The sequence below is a fragment of the Saccharothrix hoggarensis genome (genome assembly GCF_042678885.1).
Taxonomy (GTDB): Bacteria; Actinomycetota; Actinomycetes; order Mycobacteriales; family Pseudonocardiaceae; genus Actinosynnema; species Actinosynnema hoggarensis.
Map to the genome: position 1 here is coordinate 1 of NZ_JBHTLK010000110.1, position 22,011 is coordinate 22,011.

At 72.2% G+C, this 22,011-nt stretch carries 22 protein-coding genes and 2 pseudogenes; 14 read left to right on the forward strand and 10 right to left on the reverse strand.

The genetic code is table 11. The annotated features are described in order from the left end of the window. Positions 1-504: pseudogene (locus ACFQ3T_RS20525) on the reverse strand (SAM-dependent methyltransferase); the annotation flags it as partial. Between the two features lie 30 nt (positions 505-534). On the opposite strand from ACFQ3T_RS20525, the gene ACFQ3T_RS20530 reads away from it, so the two are divergent. From ACFQ3T_RS20530 to ACFQ3T_RS20550, 5 genes are all read left to right on the forward strand, one after another. Further along, complete coding sequence (locus tag ACFQ3T_RS20530) at positions 535-1,704, forward strand: PrsW family intramembrane metalloprotease (RefSeq protein ID WP_380724932.1); 1,170 nt, start codon at positions 535-537, stop codon at positions 1,702-1,704. 90 nt (positions 1,705-1,794) lie between these two features. Beyond that, entirely contained in the window at positions 1,795-2,685 is an 891-nt protein-coding gene (locus tag ACFQ3T_RS20535) for a Rossmann-like and DUF2520 domain-containing protein (RefSeq protein ID WP_380724933.1), read from the forward strand. After that, entirely contained in the window at positions 2,682-3,572 is an 891-nt protein-coding gene (panC, locus tag ACFQ3T_RS20540) for a pantoate--beta-alanine ligase (RefSeq protein WP_380724934.1), read from the forward strand. The genes ACFQ3T_RS20535 and panC overlap by 4 nt, the downstream gene beginning before the upstream one ends. A gap of 10 nt (positions 3,573-3,582) precedes the next feature. Then, positions 3,583-4,071, forward strand: a complete 489-nt coding sequence (panD, locus tag ACFQ3T_RS20545) for an aspartate 1-decarboxylase (protein WP_380724935.1) — start codon at positions 3,583-3,585, stop codon at positions 4,069-4,071. Positions 4,072-4,083: 12 nt separating this feature from the next. Then, a complete protein-coding gene (locus tag ACFQ3T_RS20550) occupies positions 4,084-4,869 on the forward strand; it encodes a type III pantothenate kinase (RefSeq protein ID WP_380724936.1) in 786 nt (261 codons plus the stop codon). 128 nt (positions 4,870-4,997) lie between these two features. On the opposite strand, the gene ACFQ3T_RS20555 is transcribed toward ACFQ3T_RS20550, so the two are convergent. Then, on the reverse strand, positions 4,998-5,753 hold the full coding sequence (locus ACFQ3T_RS20555; RefSeq protein ID WP_380724937.1) for a class I SAM-dependent methyltransferase: 756 nt from the start codon (positions 5,751-5,753) through the stop codon (positions 4,998-5,000). Between the two features lie 62 nt (positions 5,754-5,815). Here ACFQ3T_RS20555 and lysS point away from each other — a divergent pair, with 62 nt between their 5' ends. The 5 genes from lysS (at position 5,816) to ACFQ3T_RS20580 (ending at position 10,904) form a co-directional block, all read left to right on the forward strand. Beyond that, the gene (lysS, locus tag ACFQ3T_RS20560; protein WP_380724938.1) at positions 5,816-7,327 is read left to right on the forward strand and encodes a lysine--tRNA ligase; all 1,512 of its coding nucleotides are present in this window, start codon (positions 5,816-5,818) and stop codon (positions 7,325-7,327) included. Positions 7,328-7,441: 114 nt separating this feature from the next. Then, positions 7,442-7,789: a histone-like nucleoid-structuring protein Lsr2 gene (locus ACFQ3T_RS20565; RefSeq protein ID WP_073886911.1), complete on the forward strand. Its 348-nt coding sequence runs from the start codon at positions 7,442-7,444 to the stop codon at positions 7,787-7,789. A gap of 276 nt (positions 7,790-8,065) precedes the next feature. Next, the gene (locus tag ACFQ3T_RS20570; protein WP_380724939.1) at positions 8,066-9,055 is read left to right on the forward strand and encodes a FecCD family ABC transporter permease; all 990 of its coding nucleotides are present in this window, start codon (positions 8,066-8,068) and stop codon (positions 9,053-9,055) included. Next, complete coding sequence (locus ACFQ3T_RS20575) at positions 9,052-10,116, forward strand: FecCD family ABC transporter permease (RefSeq protein WP_380724940.1); 1,065 nt, start codon at positions 9,052-9,054, stop codon at positions 10,114-10,116. Before ACFQ3T_RS20570 ends, ACFQ3T_RS20575 begins: the two co-directional genes overlap by 4 nt. Beyond that, a complete protein-coding gene (locus ACFQ3T_RS20580; RefSeq protein WP_380724941.1) occupies positions 10,113-10,904 on the forward strand; it encodes an ABC transporter ATP-binding protein in 792 nt (263 codons plus the stop codon). Before ACFQ3T_RS20575 ends, ACFQ3T_RS20580 begins: the two co-directional genes overlap by 4 nt. A 24-nt stretch (positions 10,905-10,928) precedes the next feature. Here ACFQ3T_RS20580 and ACFQ3T_RS20585 read toward each other — a convergent pair whose 3' ends face one another. After that, positions 10,929-11,732: a (2Fe-2S)-binding protein gene (locus ACFQ3T_RS20585; RefSeq protein WP_380724942.1), complete on the reverse strand. Its 804-nt coding sequence runs from the start codon at positions 11,730-11,732 to the stop codon at positions 10,929-10,931. Positions 11,733-12,078: 346 nt separating this feature from the next. Here ACFQ3T_RS20585 and ACFQ3T_RS20590 point away from each other — a divergent pair, with 346 nt between their 5' ends. Then, positions 12,079-14,634, forward strand: coding sequence for an ATP-dependent Clp protease ATP-binding subunit (locus ACFQ3T_RS20590; RefSeq protein ID WP_380724943.1), 2,556 nt, complete (start codon positions 12,079-12,081; stop codon positions 14,632-14,634). Positions 14,635-14,692: 58 nt separating this feature from the next. Here ACFQ3T_RS20590 and pcp read toward each other — a convergent pair whose 3' ends face one another. Next, positions 14,693-15,325 carry a pyroglutamyl-peptidase I gene (pcp, locus tag ACFQ3T_RS20595; RefSeq protein ID WP_380724944.1) on the reverse strand — a complete coding sequence of 211 codons (633 nt, stop codon included), beginning with the start codon at positions 15,323-15,325 and terminating at the stop codon, positions 14,693-14,695. Between the two features lie 18 nt (positions 15,326-15,343). Here pcp and ACFQ3T_RS20600 point away from each other — a divergent pair, with 18 nt between their 5' ends. Next, complete coding sequence (locus tag ACFQ3T_RS20600; protein WP_380724945.1) at positions 15,344-16,315, forward strand: endonuclease/exonuclease/phosphatase family protein; 972 nt, start codon at positions 15,344-15,346, stop codon at positions 16,313-16,315. On the opposite strand, the gene ACFQ3T_RS20605 is transcribed toward ACFQ3T_RS20600, so the two are convergent. Genes ACFQ3T_RS20605 through ACFQ3T_RS20615 form a run of 3 tightly spaced genes read right to left on the reverse strand, consistent with a single transcriptional unit; the run spans position 16,287 to position 18,956 of the window. After that, on the reverse strand, positions 16,287-17,084 hold the full coding sequence (locus tag ACFQ3T_RS20605; protein WP_380724946.1) for an SIR2 family NAD-dependent protein deacylase: 798 nt from the start codon (positions 17,082-17,084) through the stop codon (positions 16,287-16,289). The genes ACFQ3T_RS20600 and ACFQ3T_RS20605 overlap by 29 nt on opposite strands. Positions 17,085-17,109: 25 nt before the next feature. After that, the gene (locus ACFQ3T_RS20610) at positions 17,110-17,418 is read right to left on the reverse strand and encodes an antibiotic biosynthesis monooxygenase family protein (RefSeq protein ID WP_380724947.1); all 309 of its coding nucleotides are present in this window, start codon (positions 17,416-17,418) and stop codon (positions 17,110-17,112) included. A gap of 59 nt (positions 17,419-17,477) precedes the next feature. Further along, the gene (locus tag ACFQ3T_RS20615; RefSeq protein ID WP_380724948.1) at positions 17,478-18,956 is read right to left on the reverse strand and encodes a M1 family metallopeptidase; all 1,479 of its coding nucleotides are present in this window, start codon (positions 18,954-18,956) and stop codon (positions 17,478-17,480) included. A 17-nt stretch (positions 18,957-18,973) separates the two neighbouring features. Between ACFQ3T_RS20615 and ACFQ3T_RS20620 the strand changes: the two genes are divergently transcribed. After that, positions 18,974-19,720 (forward strand): alpha/beta fold hydrolase, encoded by a 747-nt coding sequence (locus ACFQ3T_RS20620; protein WP_380724949.1) that lies wholly within the window; start codon positions 18,974-18,976, stop codon positions 19,718-19,720. Here the strand turns inward: ACFQ3T_RS20620 and ACFQ3T_RS20625 are convergent. From ACFQ3T_RS20625 to ACFQ3T_RS20635, 3 genes are read right to left on the reverse strand one after another with little or no spacing between them, the layout of a single operon-like run. Further along, a complete protein-coding gene (locus ACFQ3T_RS20625; protein ID WP_380724950.1) occupies positions 19,669-20,166 on the reverse strand; it encodes a 2'-5' RNA ligase family protein in 498 nt (165 codons plus the stop codon). The two genes, ACFQ3T_RS20620 and ACFQ3T_RS20625, sit on opposite strands and share 52 nt — an antisense overlap. Position 20,167: 1 nt before the next feature. Continuing rightward, positions 20,168-21,133, reverse strand: a complete 966-nt coding sequence (locus ACFQ3T_RS20630) for an HhH-GPD family protein (RefSeq protein ID WP_380724951.1) — start codon at positions 21,131-21,133, stop codon at positions 20,168-20,170. A gap of 34 nt (positions 21,134-21,167) precedes the next feature. Continuing rightward, a complete protein-coding gene (locus ACFQ3T_RS20635; RefSeq protein WP_380724952.1) occupies positions 21,168-21,659 on the reverse strand; it encodes a beta-class carbonic anhydrase in 492 nt (163 codons plus the stop codon). A 139-nt stretch (positions 21,660-21,798) separates the two neighbouring features. Here ACFQ3T_RS20635 and ACFQ3T_RS20640 point away from each other — a divergent pair. After that, positions 21,799-22,011 (forward strand): annotated as a pseudogene (locus tag ACFQ3T_RS20640) (hypothetical protein); the annotation flags it as partial.

Genomic DNA, 22,011 nt, shown 5'->3' on the forward strand with positions numbered 1-22,011 from the left:
CGACACCGCGTCCGCCCACGCCGCGTCCCGGGGCGCCCCGACCTCCGCCCGGTCGCCCGGCCGCACCGGCCACCACCGGTCCAGCCACGGGTGCGACGCCGGTCCCGTCACCAGCGGGCACGGCACCGCGTCCAGCCACTCGTGCCCGACCAGCAACCCGCACACCGAGGACGGCAGCGCCGACGTCCACCGCACGCCGGGCAGCGACCGGGCGGGCCCGAGGTCCACCGCCGTCACCACCAGCCGGGCCGCCAGCGACCCCGAAGCCAGTGACCGCACCGTCGCCGACAGCTCGCCGCCGCCCGCGCCGACGTCGACGAAGTCGAGCCGGTCCGGCCGGCCCAGCGCGAAGTCCACCCGATCGAGCAGCACGAGCAGGGCTTCGGCCAGCTCAGGTCCCACCAGGGGCGCGGTCCGGAAGTGGTCGGCGGGCACCTCGCCACGGGTGAAGAACCCCGACGGCCCGTACAGCGCCTCGCGCCACAGGGCTTCCGACTCCACCATCAGTCAAGTGTCCCTTTAAGGTTGCTCCCCGTGACCACTCCCGCCCGCAAGCGCGTCGACCAGCACCGCTGGACCGTCCTGCTCCCGGTCGTGGGCCTGATCGCGCTGGGCGTGTGCGGGCTGGTGCTCCTCGGCCTCGGCACGACCCGGATCGGTCTGCTGCCCATCCTGGTCGGCGCGCTGGCCGCCCTGGCGCCCGTCCTCGCGGTGATCGGCGCCTACCTGTGGGTCGACCGGTGGGAGCCGGAACCGGCGAAGATCCTGCTGCTGGCCTTCGCGTGGGGCGCGTGCGGCGCGACCATCACGTCCCTGGTGTTCAACCAGACCGCGCACGTGCTCGGCGAGCTGCTCAACGGCGACGGCGCCACGTTCGCCGCCGTCATCGGCGCGCCGATCACCGAGGAGGCCGCGAAGGCGGCGTTCATCGTGGTGCTGTTCCTGCGCCGCCGCCAGGAGTTCGACGGCATCGTGGACGGCGTGGTCTACGCGGGCGTGACGGCCGCGGGCTTCGCGTTCACCGAGAACATCTGGTACTTCGCCCGGGTCTTCTCCGACAGCGGGTTCGGCGACCTCGGCAGCGGGGTCATCGCCCTGTTCATCCTGCGCGGGGTGCTCTCGCCGTTCGCGCACCCGCTGTTCACGTCGATGACGGGCATCGGGATCGGCATCGCGGCGATGACCACGAGCCGGAGGCTGCGGGTCGTCACGCCGATCCTCGGCTACCTCGGCGCGGTCGGCCTGCACTCGCTGTGGAACTTCTCCACCACCGTCGGCACCGGCTCCACGTTCATCAACCTGTACTTCCTGATCATGGTGCCGATCTTCGCCGGCATGGTGCTCATGGTCGTGTGGCAGCGCCGCCGCGAGCAGCGGATCGTCGCGGGCCAGCTGCCCGCCATGGCCGCCAACAAGTGGATCGCCTCCAGCGAAGTGACCCTGCTGGCCAGCCTCCAGGGCCGAAGCCGGTGGCGGCGCGCGGTGAAGCGCAAGGTCGGCGACCGGGCGGCCAAGGCGGTCGCGGGCTACCAGGTGGCCGCCACCGAGCTCGCGTTCCTGCGCCACCGCATCGCCAACGGGACCGCGGGCCACGACGCCGAGGAACGCCACGAGAAGCTGCTCAGTGCCCTCGTCGCCGCACGTCAGGCCGCGATCGACGCACCCGGCGCGATGAAGGCCGCAGGTGGCGTTCGTCGCAGTTGACGGCTGATCACCACCCACCGGATTACGCTCGCGGCCGTCGTCCGGTACCCGACCAAAGGGACTGGAACGCCGCCTGAAGGAGTACGTCGCATGGACGCGACCCCCCGCCCCGCGCGGCTGGCCGTGGGAGTGATCTCGGCAGGCCGGGTGGGTTCGGTCCTGGGCGCCGCGCTCTCCCGAGCGGGGCACGCCGTGAGCGCGGTCGCCGCCGTCTCCCGGGAGTCGCTGCGCCGCGCCGAAGAGCTGCTGCCGGACGTGCCCGTGCGACCGCCGACGGACGTCGCCGCCTCCGCCGACCTGGTGCTCCTCGCCGTGCCCGACGACGAGCTGGCCGGCCTGGTCCGCGGCCTCGTCGCCACCGGCTCGCTGCGCGCCGGGCAGATCGTCGTGCACACCAGCGGCGCGCAGGGCGTGGACGTGCTCGCGCCGGCCGCCGGGCTGGGCGCGCTGTGCGTGGCGCTGCACCCCGTGATGACGTTCACCGGCCGCGCCGAGGACGTGCAGCGGATGAACGCCTGCTCGGTCGGCGTCACCGCCGCGGACGGCGACGAGGTCGCGTGGAACGTGGGCGAGGCCCTGGTGGTGGAGATGTCCGCCGAGCCGGTGCGCGTGCCCGAAGCCGCCCGGCCGCTCTACCACGCCGCCCTCGCGCACGGCGCGAACCACCTGATCACCTTGGTCGCCGACTGCGCCGACCTCCTGCGCGACGCGGGCATCGCGGACGCCGAGCGGATGCTCGGGCCGCTGCTGTCCGCCGCGCTGGACAACGCCCTGCGGCACGGCGACCGCGCCCTGACCGGTCCCGTCGCGCGCGGCGACGCGGGCACCGTGGCCAAGCACCTGGCGGTGCTCGCCGAGCAGGACACCCTGCCCGCGTACCGGGTTCTCGCGCTCCGCACCGCGGCGCGCGCACAGGCCGCCGGGCTGCTCAAGCCCGAGCTCGCGGCCGACGTCCGCACCACTCTCGAGGAACAGGCATGACCAAGCCGCTCACCAAGGACGACTACACGCCCAACGACGTGACGGTGCACCGCGACCCGGAGCGGCTGCGCCGCGTCACCAGGGCGTTGAAGGCGGCGGGTCGCAACATCGCCCTGGTGCCGACGATGGGCGCGCTGCACGAGGGCCACCGCAAGCTGATCCGCGAAGCGCAGGTCATGCAGAACACCGTGGTCGTCGTCTCCCTGTTCGTGAACCCGACCCAGTTCGGCCCGAACGAGGACTTCGACCGCTACCCGCGCAACTTCGAGTCCGATGTGGACATCTGCCGCGCCGAGCGCGTCGGCATCGTGTTCGCGCCGTCGGCCGAGGACATGTACCTGCCGGGCAGCACGGTCACCGTGAACCCCGGCCCGCTCGGCGACGAGCTGGAGGGCGCGGTCCGGCCCGGCCACTTCACCGGCGTGCTGACCGTCGTGGCGAAGCTGTTCAACATCGTGCAGCCCACCTACGCGGTGTTCGGCGAGAAGGACTACCAGCAGCTCACGCTGATCCACCGGATGGCGCGGGACCTGAACTTCCCGCTCGACGTGGTGGGCGTGCCGACCGTGCGCGAGCCGGACGGCCTGGCGCTGTCCTCCCGCAACCGGTACCTGTCCGACGACGAGCGGGCCGCCGCGACCGCGCTGTCCGCCGCCCTGGTGGCGGGCGCGCACGTCAGCGGCCAGGGCGCGGACGCCGTGCTGAAGGCCGCGCGCGACACCATCGCCGCGGAGCCGGGCGTCGAGCTGGACTACCTGGAGCTGCGGGCGCCCGACCTGGGCCCGGCCCCGGTGAACGGCGACGCCCGCCTGCTGGTGGCGGCCCGCGTGGGCGCCACCCGACTGATCGACAACGCCGCCGTGCTGCTCGGCGCCGGTGACGAGTAAGGGGACCGCGATGTTCCGCACCATGCTCAAGTCGAAGATCCACCGGGCCACCGTCACCCAGGCCGACCTGCACTACGTCGGCTCCGTCACGGTGGACGAGGACCTGATGGAGGCCGCCGACCTGCTCGCCGGCGAGCAGGTCGCGATCGTGGACGTCACGAACGGCGCGCGCCTGGAGACCTACGTCATCCCGGGCGAGCGCGGCATCGGCGTGATCGGCATCAACGGCGCGGCCGCGCACCTGGTGAAGCCGGGCGACCTGGTGATCCTCATCGCCTACGGGCAGATGGACGACGCCGAGGCGCGGGTGTACGAACCGAAGGTGGTCTTCGTCGACGCCGACAACAAGGTCGTCGAACGCGGCGCGGACCCGGCGCACGCGCCGGAGGGCTCCGGTCTGGTGAACGGGTCGACGACCGGCCAGCCGCAGCCCGAGCCGGTGTCGGCGGAGACCGAGGACGCGGCGGCCCTGGACGCGTTGATCCAGGCCGAGGACTAGGGGGACCACGCTGTGCTGCTCGCCATCGACGTCGGCAACACCAACATCGTCCTCGGGCTGTACGACGGGACCGGTGACTCCGCCACGCTGATCCGCGACTGGCGGATGCGCACCGACGCCCGGATGACCGCGGACGAGCTGGCGTTGACCATGCGCGGCCTGCTCGGCGAGTACGCCGACAAGATCACCGGCATCTCGGCGCTGTCCACCGTGCCCGCCGTGCTGCGGGAACTGCGCGTGATGCTCGGGCGCTACTACTCGGCCGTGCCGAAGGTGCTGGTCGAGCCGGGCGTGCGGACGGGCGTGCCGCTGCTGGTGGACAACCCCAAGGAGGTGGGCTCCGACCGCGTGATCAACACGCTGGCCGCGCACCACCTGCACAGCACGGCGTGCGTGGTCGTGGACTTCGGCACGTCCACGAACCTCGACGTCATCTCCGCCAAGGGCGAGTTCCTGGGCGGCGCGTTCACGCCGGGCATCGAGATCTCGCTGGACGCCCTCGCGGCGCGCGCCGCGCAGCTGCGCAAGGTCGAGCTGGTGCGGCCCCGGTCGGTGATCGGCAAGAACACCGTCGAGTGCCTGCAGTCGGGCATCGTCTACGGGTTCGTCGGCCAGGTGGACGGCCTCGTGCGCCGGATCGTGGACGAGTTGCAGCTCACCGAGCCGGGCCCGGTCACGGTCATCGCGACCGGCGGCCTCGCGCCCCTGGTGGTGACGGAGTCGGCGACGATCCAGTCGCACGTGCCGGACCTGACCCTGCTGGGCCTGCGTTTGGTCTTCGAACGCAACCGTGTTTGATTGCCGCTGCTCCGCAGACGGCGGCTCGGTCGCCTGTAAGTCGACCGCTCGCGCCTGGTTTTCCGACGATCGAAGGGCGTGATCGCCGGAAAACCAGGCGCGAACGATCGACGCGACCTCGCGATGGTTCAAACACGTCGCAGGCGCTTGACGAAGACGGTCAGCGGGAGGTCGAACTCGCCGTCGGCGGTTTCGGGGCGGGCCTTGAGGAACGCGAGCATCCGCGCGTTCAGCCCGGCCCGCTCCTCCTCCGGGATCACCAGGACGTGCGAGTGCGTGTTGACCATCGCCACCAGCGACTCGGCGGTGCGCCGGTGCACGTGCGGGAAGGTCCGCTTCTCCGGGTCGGTGAACAGCTCGTGCTCCGTCATCGGGTCGAAGGCCAGGTCGTCCTGCGCGCTCACGCTGGACCTGGCGACCTTCAGGAACTCGTCGACCCACGGCGCCGCGTTGTCGTAGTCGTTCCACAGCGCCGCGAGCACGCCGCCGGACCGCAGCACGCGCGCGATCTCCGGCATGGCCCGCGCCGGGTCGAACCAGTGGAACGCCTGCCCGACCACGACCGCGTCGACCGTGCCGTCCGGCAGCGGGATGCGCTCGGCGGTGCCGGGGAGCGCGCGCACCGCGCCGTGGTGGCGCACCAGCTCCGAGAGCATGTCCTCGTCCGGCTCCACGGCCGTCACGTGGTGGCCCTCGGCGAGCAGCCCTCCGGTCAGCTTCCCGGTGCCGGCGGCGAGGTCCAGCACCTCGTGCGATCCGGGGCCCAGTGGCGCCAATGCCCACCGGACGGCGTCGGCGGGGTAGTCCGGGCGGTGTTCCGCGTAAGCCGCGGCGTGGGCTCCGAAGGAGTTCGCCCGCCGGGCTCGCAAGTCATCTCCGGTCACCACCCACAGCGTAGTGAGATCCGGTTCGATTTCCCGTGAGGTCTTTCCGTACCCTTCCTGGTGTGAGTGAGCAGCCAGCGACCGGTTCCGCGACCAGCGACGACGATCTCCCCGAGCAGCTGAGGGTCCGCCGGGAGAAGCGGGCGCGACTGCTGGAACGCGGTGTCGATCCCTATCCGGTCGAAGTTCCGCGCACGCACACGCTGCGCGAGGTGCGCGAGGCGCATCAAGGGCTGGAGCCCGACACGTCGACCGGTGAAGTCGTCGGCGTGACCGGCCGGGTCATGTTCATCCGCAACACCGGCAAGTTGTGCTTCGCGACGCTGCGCGAGGGCGACGGCACCGAACTCCAGGCGATGCTCAGCCTGAACGGCGTCGGCGAGCAGGCGCTCGCCGAATGGAAGTCCGACGTCGACTTGGGCGACCACGTATTCGTACGCGGCGAGGTCATCACGTCCCGCCGCGGCGAACTGTCCGTGATGGCGGACCAGTGGGCGATGACGGCGAAGGCGTTGCGCCCGTTGCCGGTCGCGCACAAGGAACTCGCCGAGGAAACCCGCATTCGGCAGCGGTACGTCGATCTGATCCTGCGCGAGCAGGCCCGGAACACGGTCCGCAACCGGGCCGCGGTGGTGCGCTCGTTGCGGGAGTCGTTCCACCGGCGCGGTTTCATCGAAGTCGAGACGCCGATGTTGCAGACGTTGCAGGGCGGCGCGAGCGCGCGGCCGTTCGTGACCCGCTCGAACGCGCTCGACATCGACCTGTTCCTCCGGATCGCGCCGGAGCTGTACCTCAAGCGGTGCGTGGTCGGCGGTATCGAGAAGGTCTTCGAGATCAACCGCAACTTCCGCAACGAGGGCATGGACTCGTCGCATTCGCCCGAGTTCTCCATGCTGGAGTACTACGAGGCGTACGCCACCTACGACACGAACGCGGTGCTGACGCGGGAGCTGATCCAGGAAGCGGCGCTGGCGGTCGCCGGCTCGCACGTGGTGACGCTGGCCGACGGTTCCGAGTACGACCTCGGCGGCGAGTGGACGACGTTGAGCATGTACGACTCGCTGTCCGAAGCGGCCGGCGAGCCCGTCACGCCCGAGACGTCGGCGGAGGACCTGCGCAAGCTCGCCGACCGGCTCGGGGTGGAGGCGGACCCGAAGCTCGGCCACGGCAAGCTGGTCGAGGAGCTGTGGGAGCACCTGGTGGGCGACGGCCTGCACGCGCCCACGTTTGTGCGCGATTTCCCGGTGGAGACCTCGCCGCTCACCCGTCAGCACCGCAGCCGGCCGGGTGTCGCCGAAAAGTGGGACCTGTACGTGCGCGGATTCGAGTTGGCCACGGGATACTCGGAACTGGTCGACCCGGTGGTCGAGCGGGAGCGGTTGGAAGCCCAGGCACGCCTTGGCGCGACCGGTGACGTCGAGGCCATGCCGGTCGACGAAGACTTTCTGCGATCGCTGGAGTACGGAATGCCACCGAGCGGTGGCGTGGGAATGGGCATCGACCGGCTGCTGATGGCGCTCACGGGTCTCGGTATCCGGGAGACGATCCTGTTCCCCCTCGTGCGCCCGGAATGAGTAACTTCTCGGACTCCGGGCGGCGCATTCCGGGACTTGTGCGCTAACCTGCACTCGCCAATGCTTTAGGTCGCGGTCGGGGAACACCGCGCATTCGAGTCCAGGAGGATACGCATGGCGCAGAAGGTCACCGTGACCCTGGTCGATGACCTGGACGGTGGGAAGGCCGAGGAGACGGTCGGCTTCGGATTGGACGGTGTGTCCTACGAGATCGACCTTTCTGCGGACAATGCGTCCAGGCTCCGCGACGCTCTCGCCGACTTCGTCGCCAGTGCCCGCAAGGCGGGTGGCCGCAAGCGCGGCCCGGGTCGTCCGGCCGGTGTGAAGGCAGCTCGTCCCGCTTCGGCGGACCGTGAGCAGAACCAGGCCATTCGGGAGTGGGCCCGCAAGCAGGGGATGAAGGTGTCCGATCGCGGGCGCATCCCGGCCGAGGTGCTGGAGGCTTACCACCAGCAGGGCTGACGCGAGTCATTGCCGTGGCGCACGCCACGGCAATTACGTCAATCGACGAAGGGGCGCCGGATTCCTCCGGCGCCCCTCGGTTGTTTTCCGAGGAGTTCTCGGACCGCCCGCGGGAAACGAAGATCTTTTTCGTACCGCGTCTCAGTTCGTCGCCGGCACGCGTTCGGTGATCTTTGTTCGACCGTTCGGTGGCACGGAGCGTGCCCGGTGGTGACCCCAGCGTGTTCGGTTAGCCTTACCTCACCGAATCGGGCGTCGCGGGAGGAGAGCACCACGTTGGCCCTCCGTGCCACCCGCCTGCTCCAGCTGGTCGGGCTCCTCGCCCTGGTCGTGCTCGCCAGCGTCGCCATCGGCACCAAGGACATCCCGCTCGACGCCGTCTGGCACGCCCTCGCCACGCCGACCGGCCTGGAGGACGACATCGTGGTCCGCGAGCTCCGCGTGCCGCGCACGCTCCTCGGCATCGCGGTCGGCGTCGCCCTGGGCGTCGGCGGCGCGCTGATGCAGGGCCACACCCGCAACCCCCTCGCCGACCCCGGCATCCTCGGCGTCACGCAGGGCGCCGCGTTCGCCGTCGTGCTGTCGATCTTCACGTTCGGCGTCACCAGCCTCCACGGGTACGTGTGGTTCGCGTTCGCCGGCGCCCTCGTGGCGAGCGTCGTCGTGTTCCTGCTGGGTTCCGGCCGGTCCGGGCCGACCCCGGTGACGCTGGCGCTCGCGGGCGCGGCGGTCAGCGCCCTCATGCACGGGCTGGTGTCCGCGCTGGTGCTGCTCGACCGGCAGAGCCTCGACGCGTTCCGGTTCTGGCAGGTCGGCGCGATCGCCGGGCGCGACCTCGCGGTGCTGGGGCAGGTGCTGCCGTTCCTGCTGCTCGGGCTGGTCCTGGCGGCGGCCAACGCGTCCGGCCTCAACGCGCTGGCGCTCGGCGACGACGTGGCGCGGTCGCTCGGGCAGCGGGTGGCGTTGACCAGGGTCGTCGGGGTGGCCGCGACGACGTTGCTGGTGGGCGGCGCGGTGGCGGTGTGCGGGCCGATCGGGTTCCTCGGGCTGGTCGTGCCGCACGCGGCGCGCGCGCTCACCGGGCCGGACCACCGGTGGCTGCTGCCGTTCTCCGGGGTGATCGGCGCGATCGTGCTGCTCGTCGCGGACGTGGTCGGCCGCGTGGTCGCCCGGCCGGGTGAACTGGAGGTCGGGGTCGTGATGGCGCTCGTCGGCGCGCCGTTCTTCATCGCGCTCGTGCGGCGGCGGAAGCTGGTGCGGCTGTGACCGCGACGCCGACCAGGGGCTTCCGGCTCGGCCCGGTGTCCGGGCCGCTGCGGTGGCGGCCGATCGCCGTGGTGGTGGTCGGGCTCGCGTTGCTGGTGCTCGCGGCGGCCGTGGGCGTCGCGCGCGGCGACTTCCCGATCCCGCTGGGGCAGGTGTTCGACGTCCTCCTCGGCGGCGGGCCGCGCGGGCAGCGGTTCATCGTGCTCGACCTGCGCCTGCCGCGGGCGTTGACCGGCGTGTTCGTCGGCGCGGCGCTCGGCGTCTCCGGCGCGGTGTTCCAGTCGATCGCGCGCAACCCGCTGGCGAGCCCGGACATCCTCGGCGTCACGTGGGGCGCCGGCGCGGGCGCGGTCACCGTGATCACGTTCGCCGGGTCGCTCGGCGCGGTCGGCGGCGTCGCCGGGACGGTCGGCGTGCCGCTGGCGAGCCTGGGCGGCGGGTTGCTGGCCGGACTGCTCGTGTACGGCCTGGCGTGGCGGCACGGCATCGAGGGCTTCCGGCTGGTGCTCGTGGGCATCGGCGTCTCGGCCGTGGCCGGCAACTTCACGCACTACCTGCTGACGGTCGGCGACGTCACCGACGCGGCGCGGGTGATGGTGTGGATCACCGGCAGCCTCAACGGGCGCGGGTGGGAGCACGTCGTGCCGGTCGGGGTGGCGTTGGCGCTGCTCGTCCCGGCCGTCCTGGTCGGGGCGCGGCTGCTCGGCGCCCTCCAGTTCGACGACGACACCGTGCGCGGGCTCGGGGTCCGGGTCAACGGCGCGCGCACCGTGCTGCTGCTGCTCGCCGTGCTGCTGGCGGCCGTGGCGACGGCCGCCGCCGGCCCGGTCGCGTTCGTCGCGCTGGCGTCGCCGCAGATCGCGTTGCGGCTGGCCGGCGCCGCGACCCCGCCGCTGCTCGGCTCGGCCGTCGTCGGCGGCCTGCTGGTGGTGGTGTCGGACCTGGTCGCGCGGCTGGCGTTCGGCGGGTTCGAGCTGCCGGTCGGCGTGGTGACCGCGGTGCTCGGCGCGCCGTACCTGATGTACCTGCTCGTCCGCAGTCGCCGGGAGGCACGGGTATGACCGCTGTTCGGCTCCAGGCCCAGTCGTTGTCCGTCGGGTACGGGGACCGGCTGGTCGTGTCCGACCTCGACCTGGACGTCATGTCCGGTTCGGTGACGGCGGTGATCGGCCCGAACGGGTGCGGCAAGTCCACGCTGCTGCGCGCCCTCGGCCGCCTGCTGCCCGCCCGCGCCGGCGCGGTCCTGCTCGACGGCAAGCGCATCGACCGCACGCCCACCCGTGACGTGGCCAAGGCCCTGGCGATGCTGCCGCAGTCGCCGCAGGCGCCCGAGGGGCTGACCGTGGCCGAGCTGGTCGCCCGCGGCAGGCACCCCCACCAGGCGTGGTACCGGCAGTGGTCGCCTGACGACGCGGCGGCGGTGGCCTCGGCGCTGGAGCTGACCGGCATGGCCGACCTCGCCCACCGGACCGTGGACGAGCTGTCCGGCGGGCAGCGGCAGCGCGCGTGGATCTCGATGGCGCTGGCCCAGGGCACGGACCTGCTGCTGTTGGACGAGCCGACGACCTACCTCGACCTGGCCCACCAGATCGACGTGCTCGACCTGGTCCGCCGCCTGCACCGGGAGTCCGGCCGGACCGTGGTGATGGTGCTGCACGACCTGAACCTGGCCGCCCGGTACGCCGACCGGCTCGTGGCGATGAAGGACGGCCGGATCGTCGTCGCGGGCCCGCCGGCCGACGTGCTCACCGAGTCGACCCTGCTGGAGGTCTTCGGGCTGGACGCGAAGGTCGTGCCCGACCCGGTCGCCGGCACCCCGCTGGTGATCCCGATCGGCCACCACCGCTGACGGGGCCGCGCACGTCGGGGAGGTCTAGCAGACCCTCGGGCAGGTGGCGCACGCCTCGGTGCCGGGCAGGGCGAAGTGGAAGCAGCAGCTCTCGCGGCGGCGGGTCCAGCCGTCCTCCGTCGCCGTGAGGGTGGACGCCGACGTGAACGGGTCGAGCTTGGCCGGCAGCAGCAGCGCCGCGTCCACCACGCCCGCCGTCTCGTCGCCGCACAGCCGGCCGGCCGTCCACGCCGCGTTGTCCAGCGCGTCGGTCGCCGCCGCCCACAGCATCCGGCGGCCCAGCCGCACGGTCGGCCCGAACGCGCCGACGAACTGCGCCGCGTGCGCCGCGAACCGGGCCCTGAGCAGCGCCGCCAGCGCCGTCTCGTCGGCCACCACGGTCGCCGCCGGGTGGTTGCCCGCCGGGTCGTCGGGCAGGCACGCGAACTCGTCGGAGAGCAGCGCCACGCCCTCGGTGTGCGGCCGGCCCTCCGTCGCCACCTTCACGGCCACGTCGGCGGGCCGCAGCGACGGCACCCGCCGCGCGCTGTGGAACAACAACCCGCCGAGCACGCCGACCACGTTCAGGTACCAGCTCATGACGTACCCGGCGGTGGTGCGGTCCGGTGCCTCGCCGAACTGCTCGCGCAGCCACTCGGCCAGCTCCTTGCGCCACCTGTCGAACCGCTCCGGCTCGCCGACGAACTCGGCGCAGGTGACCCAGCCCTCCCGGTCGGCCGGGAGCCCGAACCGGACCTCGAAGCCCTCGGGCAGCGCGGCCGCGCGCCGGACGGACTCCGCGACGGGCGTCGTCACGTCGCACGCGGTCACCCTCACCGGTACGGTCATGTCCAGAAGGTCCTCGTCGGTCGAGTGGGAACGGGTTGAGGCTTGCCTAACCTTACCGAGGTTCGCCTAACCCGCACCGCAGCGGTGACGCCGGTCACCACCGCCGTCGCCGAGCGGTCGGGTGTTCGCGCTCAGCGGACAACACCCGATCCGTGGAATCTGCCAGGCAGATCACGCGTTGGTACCGATGTCAGAGATCCCCGAAGACCGCTGCCTGCGATCGGGAACTGAGAGTGTCGGGACTGACGACTACAGTGGTCCCACGGTGCCGCGCTCTCCACGGTCAGCCAGACGGTCAGCCAGTGGTGAGCCCGAGGACCGCCGGCGCAGCAGTCAGGGAGTGCGAATGTTCGAAAGGTTCACCGACCGCGCGAGGCGGGTGGTTGTCCTGGCCCAAGAAGAGGCCCGGATGCTCAACCACAACTACATCGGCACCGAGCACATCCTCCTGGGGTTGATCCACGAGGGTGAAGGTGTCGCCGCCAAGGCGCTGGAGTCGTTGGGGATCGCGCTGGAGGGCGTCCGCCAGCAGGTCGAGGAGATCATCGGCCAGGGCCAGCAGGCCCCTTCCGGCCACATCCCCTTCACCCCGCGCGCCAAGAAGGTGCTGGAGCTGTCGCTGCGCGAAGCGCTGCAGCTCGGGCACAACTACATCGGCACGGAGCACATCCTGCTCGGCCTGATCCGCGAGGGCGAGGGCGTCGCCGCCCAGGTCCTGGTCAAGCTGGGTGCGGACCTGAACCGGGTGCGCCAGCAGGTGCTCCAGCTCCTGTCCGGCTACTCCGGTGGCAAGGAGCCCGCCGAGTCCGGCGGCCGCGGTGAGGGCACCCCGTCCTCGTCCCTGGTCCTCGACCAGTTCGGGCGCAACCTGACCGCCAGCGCGCGGGAGGGCAAGCTCGACCCGGTGATCGGGCGCACCAAGGAGATCGAGCGGGTCATGCAGGTGCTGTCCCGCCGCACCAAGAACAACCCGGTCCTGATCGGCGAGCCCGGCGTGGGCAAGACCGCCGTGGTCGAGGGCTTGGCCCAGATGGTCGTCAAGGGCGAGGTGCCCGAGACCCTGAAGGACAAGCAGCTCTACACGCTGGACCTGGGTTCGCTCGTGGCGGGCTCGCGCTACCGCGGTGACTTCGAGGAGCGCCTGAAGAAGGTGCTCAAGGAGATCCGCACGCGCGGCGACATCATCCTGTTCATCGACGAGATCCACACCCTCGTGGGTGCGGGCGCCGCCGAGGGCGCGATCGACGCCGCCTCGATCCTGAAGCCCATGCTCGCCCGCGGTGAACTCCAGACCATCGGCGCGACCACCCTCGACGAGTACCGCAAGTACGTCGAGAAGGACCCCGCCCTGGAGCGCCGGTTCCAGCCGATCCAGGTCGGCGAGCCGTCGCTGGAGCACACGATCGAGATCCTCAAGGGTCTGCGTGACCGGTACGAGGCGCACCACCGCGTCTCGATCACCGACTCCGCGCTGGTCGCCGCGGCGACGCTGGCCGACCGGTACATCAACGACCGGTTCCTGCCGGACAAGGCGATCGACCTCATCGACGAGGCGGGCGCGCGCATGCGCATCCGCCGGATGACCGCGCCGCCGGACCTGCGCGAGTTCGACGAGAAGATCGCCGACGTGCGCCGGGACAAGGAGTCCGCGATCGACGCGCAGGACTTCGAGCGCGCCGCGAAGCTCCGCGACCAGGAGAAGACCCTGCTGGGCCAGAAGGCCGAGCGGGAGAAGCAGTGGAAGGACGGCGACCTCGACGTCGTCGCCGAGGTGGACGACGAGCAGATCGCCGAGGTGCTGGCGAACTGGACCGGCATCCCAGTGTTCAAGCTCACCGAGGAGGAGACCACGCGTCTGCTCCGCATGGAGGACGAGCTGCACAAGCGGATCATCGGCCAGGTCGACGCGGTCAAGGCCGTGTCGCAGGCGATCCGCCGCACGAGGGCCGGTCTGAAGGACCCCAAGCGCCCCTCGGGCTCGTTCATCTTCGCCGGCCCGTCCGGCGTGGGTAAGACCGAGCTGTCGAAGGCGCTGGCGAACTTCCTGTTCGGTGAGGACGACGCCCTGATCCAGATCGACATGGGCGAGTTCCACGACCGCTACACGGCGTCGCGCCTGTTCGGTGCCCCTCCCGGTTACGTCGGCTACGAAGAGGGCGGCCAGCTCACCGAGAAGGTGCGCCGCAAGCCGTTCTCCGTGGTGCTGTTCGACGAGATCGAGAAGGCCCACCAGGAGGTCTACAACACGCTGCTCCAGGTGTTGGAGGACGGCCGCCTGACCGACGGTCAGGGCCGGACGGTGGACTTCAAGAACACCGTCATCATCTTCACGTCCAACCTGGGCACGTCGGACATCAGCAAGGCCGTCGGCCTCGGCTTCACCTCGGGTCAGGACACCGCGTCCAACTACGAGCGCATGAAGAACAAGGTCAACGACGAGCTGAAGAAGCACTTCCGGCCCGAGTTCCTCAACCGCATCGACGACATCATCGTCTTCCACCAGCTCACGCAGGACGAGATCATCAAGATGGTGGACCTGATGATCGCCCGCGTCGAGACGCAGTTGAAGAACAAGGACATGGCGATCGAGCTCACGGATCGCGCGAAGATGCTGCTGGCCAAGCGCGGGTTCGACCCGGTGCTGGGCGCCCGGCCGCTGCGCCGGACCATCCAGCGGGAGATCGAGGACCAGCTGTCGGAGAAGATCCTGTTCGGGGAGATCCAGCCCGGCCAGATCATCATCACCGACGTCGAGGGCTGGGACGGCGAGTCCGAGGCCGACGACAAGGCGCACTTCGTCTTCCGCGGCGAGGCCAAGCCGATGCGCGTCCCGGACGCCCCGCCGGTCGACCTCGCGTCGTCCGGTGGCGACTCCGGCGAGTCGGACTCCGAGTCCGCCTGACGGTCGCACCTCGAAGCGCCCCCCGGTTCACGCCGGGGGGCGCTTCGCGCGTCCGGGGTCAGTGCAGCGCGCCCGCGGTGGTGCGCAGGTCGGTGGACGTGGTCAGCGCCGTGCGGACGATCAGCTCCAGCGCCCGGGCCGTGGTGGCGACGGGCAGGCTGGGCAGGTCGCGCCCCTCGGCCTGCTCCGGCGAGAACGGCACGTGCACGAACCCGCCGCGCACACCGGGGTGCTCGGTCGCGACCAGGTGCATGAGGCCGTAGAACACGTGGTTGCAGACGAACGTGCCCGCCGTGTGCGACACCGACGCCGGGATGCCCTCGGCCTCCAGCGCGGCCACGCACGCCTTCACCGGCAGCCCGGTGAAGTACGCGGCCGGCCCGTCCGGCGCCACCGGCTCGTCGACGGGCTGCGCGCCCGCGTTGTCCGGGATGCGGGCGTCGTCCAGGTTCACCGCGACGCGTTCCGGCGTGACGCCGACCCGTCCGCCCGCCTGGCCCACGCACACCACCACGTCGTACCGGCGGACGGCGAGGGCCTCGCGCACCGCGGCGATCGACTCCCCGAACACGCACGGCAGGCGCAGCTTCGTCAGCCGGTAGCCGTCCGGTCGCACCGCGTCCACCGCGTCCCACGACGGGTTGGTGCGCTCGCCGGCGAACGGCTCGAAGCCCGTCAGCAATACGTCCACTCGGGCAGACTAGATGTCGTGGTCGACATCGCGGAACGCCGCACCAGGCGTGGGTTCACGACGTTCCTGCTGGTGGTGGCGGCCATCGCGTTCCTGCTCGCCGCGCTCACCCGGCTGTCGGGCGTCGACGGCACCCGGCACATGATCGCCGCCACGGCCCTCACCCCGTACGTCACGGCGGCGGGAGTCCTGCTGGGCCTGCTGGCGCTGCTGCTGCGGCGGTGGCTGGTCGGCGCCGTCACCCTGCTGGTCGCGATCGTGCTGGTGGCGGCGGTCGCCCCGCGGGCGTTCCCCGATTCGAGGCCGTTCGGCCGCGGCGCGTCCGTCACGGTGATGGCGGCGAACCTGCTGGTCGGCAAGGCCGAGGCGGAAGCCGTGGTGGCCGCGGTGCGGGCGCACGACGTGGACGTGCTCGCGTTGCAGGAGCTGACCCCCGCGATGGTGCGCGACTTCGACCGCGCGGGCCTGGAGGAGGTCCTGCCGCACCGGCACTTCCTGGACGAGCCCGGCGCTTCCGGGTCCGGCATCGCGTCCCGCTACCCGCTGTTCCCGCGCACCCTCACGCCGCCCAGCACGTTGGGCCAGGCCGGCGCGCTGGTCGACCTGCCCGGTGACGACCTGGAGGTCCTGTCGGTGCACCCGCTGCCGCCGGTGGTGGACGACGGGCCGGAGCGGTGGCAGCGGGAGCTGGCGGGCCTGCCGGAACGACGGCTCGACGGGCCGGTGCGCGTGCTCGCCGGCGACTTCAACGCCACGCTGGACCACGCCGGGCTGCGCCGCCTGCTCAACGGCGGCTACAAGGACGCCGCGGACGAGGTCGGCGAGGGCCTGAACCCCACCTGGCCGTCCGGCGCGCTGTGGCCGCCGCCGGTCACGATCGACCACGTCCTGGTGGACAACCGGTGCCCGGTGGACGCGTTCGCCGTGGTGGACGTCCCCGGCTCGGACCACCGGGCCGTCGTCACCCGATTCGTCGTGCCAGCTCGGTGATCGCGTCCAGCGCGCCCATCGGCAGCGACACCCCGCGCCCGTGCCGGACCTCCGGCTCACGCGGGTTGACCCGGATCAGCGCGCCGGACGCGGCACTGGCCAGCTCGGCCTGACGGCGCACGGTCGGCACCGCGTTGCCCGCGCCGATCTCGATCACCACCAGGTCGCGGCGCCCCCGCCGCCACTGCGTGAGGGCGTCCAGCTGCTCCTGCGACGGGCCGGCGACCCACGACCAGTCACCGAACATGAGGATGTTCGGCCGCGCGAGCCCGCCGCAGTTGCGGCACGCGGGCAGCGGCCCGGTCGCCCGCATGGACTCCGGCTCCACGTCGAGCACGACGTCGTCGGCGGGCCACACGTCGTCCGTGCACGGCTCCACGCACTGCAGGTGGTGGATCGAGCCGTGCACCTCGGCCACGTCGGCGAACCCGGCCCGCTGGAACTGGCCGTCCACGTTCGACGTGAACACCCGCGCGCCCCACTCCCGCAGCACGCGGAAGCCGTCGTGCGGGACCGTGCGCCGGTACAGGTCGAGCCGGTGCCCGTAGAAGCCCCACGCGAGCGTCGGGTCGTCCACGAAGTGCACCGGGTCGGCCAGTTCCTCGAACCGCAGGCCCAGCCGCGCGTACGGCGGGTAGGCCTGCCAGAAACCGGTCGCGCCGCGGAAGTCCGGCAGGCCGGAGTCCACGCCCATCCCGGCGCCCGCGCACACCAGCAGCGCGTCGGCGCCCGCGATCAGGTCCGCCGCGCGGTCGAGCGCCTCGTTCACCCTCGGTGGCTCGTTCCCCGGACCGTCACCTCTTGGGCTCGGAGCTGAGGACGACCTCGAACTCCAGCAGGTCCGAACCGGTGCCGACCGGCTTGGCCCGCTCGCCCGCGTGCGCCTCCTTGGCGCGCCCGCCCATCCAGTTCCGGAAGTCCTCCTCGGTCTCCCACTGGGTCACCACGAAGTACCGGTCGTCGCCCTTGACCGGCCGCAGGAGCTGGAACCCGAGGAAGCCGGGCTCCGAGTCGACCGCGCCGAGCCGTGCGGCGAACCGCTTCTCCAACTCCGGGCCCGAGCCGTCGGGCACGTGGATCGCATTGATCTTCACAACCGCCATGCCCCCGACGTTACTGGCCGCGGGCGGGTCCCGTCTGCCGGCGGTCCCGTTCGCGCGACCTAGCGGCGCAGCGGCCCCGGGAACAGGTGCTCGTCGGCCGGGACGTCGTCGCCCCGGAACCACGCGGCGAAGAAGGCGTCCAGGTCCTGCCCCGACACCTGCTCGACGTGCGCCTCGAACTCCGGCCACGACGCGTTGCCCGCCTGGTGCGCGGACGTCCAGCCCTTCAGGACCCGGTCGAACGCGTCGTCGCCGACCTGCCGCCGCAACGCGTGCAGCGCGAGCTGGCCCTTGTCGTAGACGCCGCGGAACTCGTTGCCCCGGCCCATGTCGTACAGCTTGCGGCCCCAGTACGTCTCGCGGTCGGCGACCCGTTCCACCTCGGCGCGGTAGCGGGCGTCGAGGTCGGCGCCCTCCTTCGCCTCCGCCCACAGCCACTGCGCGTAGCTCGCGAAGCACTCGTTCAGGCAGATGTCGGCCCAGTTCTCCACCGTCACCGAGTTGCCGAACCACTGGTGCGCGTTCTCGTGCACCACCGTGTCGAGGTCGGCCCACGCGGCGTAGATGGGACGGGTCTGGGTCTCCAGCGAGAAGCCGATGTCGTCCGCGAGGAAGATCCCGCCCGCCGACTCGAACGGGTAGGGCCCGAACTTCTCCTCCAGGAACCCGATGATCTCCGGCAGCCGCTCCTGGTGCTGCCGCCCGCCGTCCGCGCCCGGCGCGTACGCGTCCACCACCGGCGTGCCGTCGGGCAGCGTGGACCGCGACACCGTCCACCGGTCGATCGCGATCGTGGTCAGGTAGGTCGCCATGGGCTGCTCGGCGACCCAGCGGAACGACGTCCAGCCCGCCTCGGTGGACGAGCCGCGCTCCACCCCGTTCGACATCACCGACCAGCCCTCCGGCACCCGCGCGGTCACCGCGAACGCGGCCTTGTCGCGCGGGGTGTCGTTGGCCGGGAACCACGTCGTCGCCGAGTGCGGCTCGCCGGCCGCGAACGCGCCGCCCGTCGCCGAGACCTGCCACCCGCTGCGGCCGAGCGCCCGGTCCTCCACGACGGTCGGCTCGCCGCCGTACGTGACCTCGGTGGTGAACTCCTCGCCCGCGCGCACCGGCTCGTCCGGCTCGATCACGAGCTCGTGGTCGCCCTCCTGGCGGAACCCGGCCGCCGCCCGCCCGGCCACGGCCACCGCGGTGACGTCCAGCTCGTACAGGTCGAGGTTGAACCGGGACAGGTCGGCGGTCGCGCGGGCGGTGATCGTCGCGACGCCGTCCAGCCGCCTGGTCGCCGGGTCGTAGCTGATCGACACGTCGTAGCCGGTGACGTCGTAGCCGGTGTTGCCGTCCTGCGGGTAGTACGGGTCGCCCGCGCCGTCGCCGCCCTCGGCGTTGGCCACCGGCGGGGCGGTCGTCGCGGTGGTCCCGGCGGGCGCCGCCGACCGCCGGTCCTCGGGGAGCCTCGCCACCACGATCCCGGCCACGACCAGCACCACGATGACGAGGAGCAGGTACGGGCGCGCCTTGGAGCTGATGGCCATGCCGACATGATGCACGCATGAGCGTTGCGGAGTTCGGGGGATCGGGGCAGGGCATCCTGCTGCTCCACGGCCTGATGAGCCGGGCGAGCACGTGGTGGACGGTCGCGCAGTGGCTCAAGCCGTACGGGCGGGTCGTCGCGCCGGACGCGCGCGGGCACGGCCGCAACCCCGTGCGCGGGCCGTTCCGGACCGAGGACTTCGTGGCGGACGCCGCGGCGGTGATCGAGCGGCACGACCTCGCGCCCGCCGTCGTCATCGGGCACTCGATGGGCGGCCTGCACGCGTGGGCGCTCGCCGCGACCCGGCCCGACCTGGTGCGCGCCGTCGTCGCCGAGGACGTCGTGCCGGACAACCGGGGCCGCACGGTCGACGAGTGGAAGTGGTACTTCGACGCGTGGCCGACGCCGTTCCAGTCCCTCGCGCACGTCCGGTCGGTCGTGGACGTGCCGCGGGTGGAGGAGATGTTCGAGGAGCGCGAGGACGGCTGGCACCTCATCGCCCACCTGCCCGACCTGTACGAGATCGCCGCCGAGTGGGGCGAGCGGGCGTACTGGGACTTCGTGGACGCCATCCGGTGCCCGACGCTCGTGATCGAGGCCGGTCGGGGCGGGCTGCGCGCCGGGCAGATGGCCGAGGTGGCGCGGCGGACCGGCGGGCGCCACCTGGTCGTGCCGGAGTCCGGGCACGTCGTGCACGACGAGGCGCCGGAGGTCTACCGGGGCGCGGTGGAGGCGTTCCTGAGCGGGTCGATCCCGCCGGTCTGAGTGTCCACGATCGCCACCTCGCGGGTCTTCGCGCGGATCGGCGTGATCGGGTGCAGCGCGGCGAACGCGGCCTTCACCTCGTCGGCCTCGCCGGTGAGCAGCGCGCAGTGCGGCACCCAGTTGCCCGGCAGGTGGTGGGAGTTCGGGTGCTTCACCCGGCCCGCGAGCACGTCGTGGACGGCCGAGTGGACGGCCAGCAGCTCGCTGTCCACGACGGCGTCCAGCTGGAGGGTGGTGTCGGTGGCGCTGAGGGTGCGCAGCCACAGGTCCGGCAGCCACAGCCGGGACAGGTCCTCGCGCAGCTCGGCCCGCACCTTGGGCCCGATCGTGCCCGCCGCCGCGTACGTCAGGTGCGGCGGCAGCTCGGACTTCGCGCCGATCCGCCGCCACAGGCCGCGCACGGCCTCGTCCGCTTCGGCGTCGAAGAACACCACGAGGGCGTGCACGTCAGCGCCCGCTCGCCAGGGGCTCGCCCGGCACGCGCTCGCCCGGTCCGGGGTCACCGACCGCGGTCTCAGCGGTCTCGCCGGCCGTGTGCTCGCCGGGCAGGGCGAACCGGCCGTCGTCCGTCTGCTCGACCAGGCCGTCGGTGAGCAGCGAGTGCAGGCAGCGGTCCCGCTGGCCCGCGTCCGACCACACGACGTCCAGCCGCGCCTTCGCCACCGGCTCCGTCGTGCCCCGCAGCACGTCCAGCAGCAGCCCGCGCACCTGGCGGTCGGTGCCCGCGAACTTCTGCACCGCCTTCGCCGGCCCGTCGTACGCGGGACGGCCGTTGCGCTGCCACGCGCACGTGTCGAACACCGGGCAGTCGGCGCACTTCGGCGCGCGGGCCGTGCAGACCAGCGCGCCCAGCTCCATCAACGCGGCCGAGTAGACGGCGGCGCGCTCGTCCGGGAGCAACGCCTCGACGTCCCGCATGTCCTTCGCCGTGGACGGCGGCCCCGCGTCGCCCGCGCCGTGCACCGCCCGTGCCACGACCCGGCGGACGTTCGTGTCGACCACCGGGCACTTCTGCCCGTACGCGAACGCCGCGACCGCCCGTGCCGTGTACGCGCCGATGCCCGGCAGGGCGAGCAGGGTGTCCACGTCGCTCGGCACCACGTCGCCGTGCTGCCCGGCGATGGCCTGGGCGGCGGCGTGCAGCCGGAGCGCGCGTCGCGGGTAGCCCAGCTTGCCCCAGGCGCGCAGGACGTCGCCCTGGCTCGCCTTCGCCATCGCGGACGGCGTCGGCCAGCGCGCGAGCCACTCGTGCCAGATCGGCTCGACCCGCGCGACCGGGGTCTGCTGCAGCATGATCTCGCTGACCAGCACGCCCCACGCCGTGCACTCCGGCCGGCGCCAGGGCAGGTCGCGGGCGGTCTCGGCGAACCAGTCGAGGAGGCGTTCGGCGTCCAGGCTCGTGTCCAGGCTCATGGCGCCGCACAGTCTCCCACGACGGGCGCGCGCGTCAGACCACCTCGGTCAGCTCGCCGGTGTGGACGTCGTAGACGAAGCCGCGCACGTCGTCCCGGTGCAGGAGGAACGGGCTGTGGCGGACCCGGTTCATCGAGCCGCGCACGCTGTCCTTCACCTCGCGGAACGCCTCCACCGACCACGTCGGCCGCAGCCCGGAGTCCTGCTCCAGCTCGTCCTTGAACTCGTCCTCGGTGACCAGCTGCAGGCCGCAGTTGGTGTGGTGGACGAGCAGGACCTCGCGGGTGCCGAGCTTGCGCTGGCTCAGCGCCAGGGAGCGGATCATGTCGTCGGTGACGACGCCGCCCGCGTTGCGCAGCACGTGCGCCTCGCCCTGCTTGAGCCCGAAGATCTCGAACACCCGGATGCGGGAGTCCATGCACGTCAGGATGGCGACGTTCATCGAGGGCCGGGGTGAGGACCGGTCGCCCGGAACGATGTTGCCCAGTTCGGTGTTGCGGCGGAGCAGCTCGTCGATCGCGGTCATCGCGCACCTCCCGTGTTCCCTGGGATTGGAACCCGAGTCCCGCATGCTGACAAGTGGAATCTGTTGAGGATCACGTTCACCGCATCGGGGGACCGAGGCCTACGGGGAGTTTCCCGAGGTCCGGGTTACCTTCGACGACGTGACCGAGCCCACAGGCCCGCAGCCGCACCCGCCGTCGGTGTACTGGCGGCGCCGTGCCCTGGCGATCGGTGGGTCGGTGGTCGCGCTGGTGCTCGTCGTCTGGCTCGTCGGCGCCCTGATCGGACGCGGCGCGCCGGCGCCGGTCACCCCGCGGGGCGCGGTGTCGTCCAGCCCGCCCCCGCCGAGCGGGACGCCGGCGACGTCGTCGGCG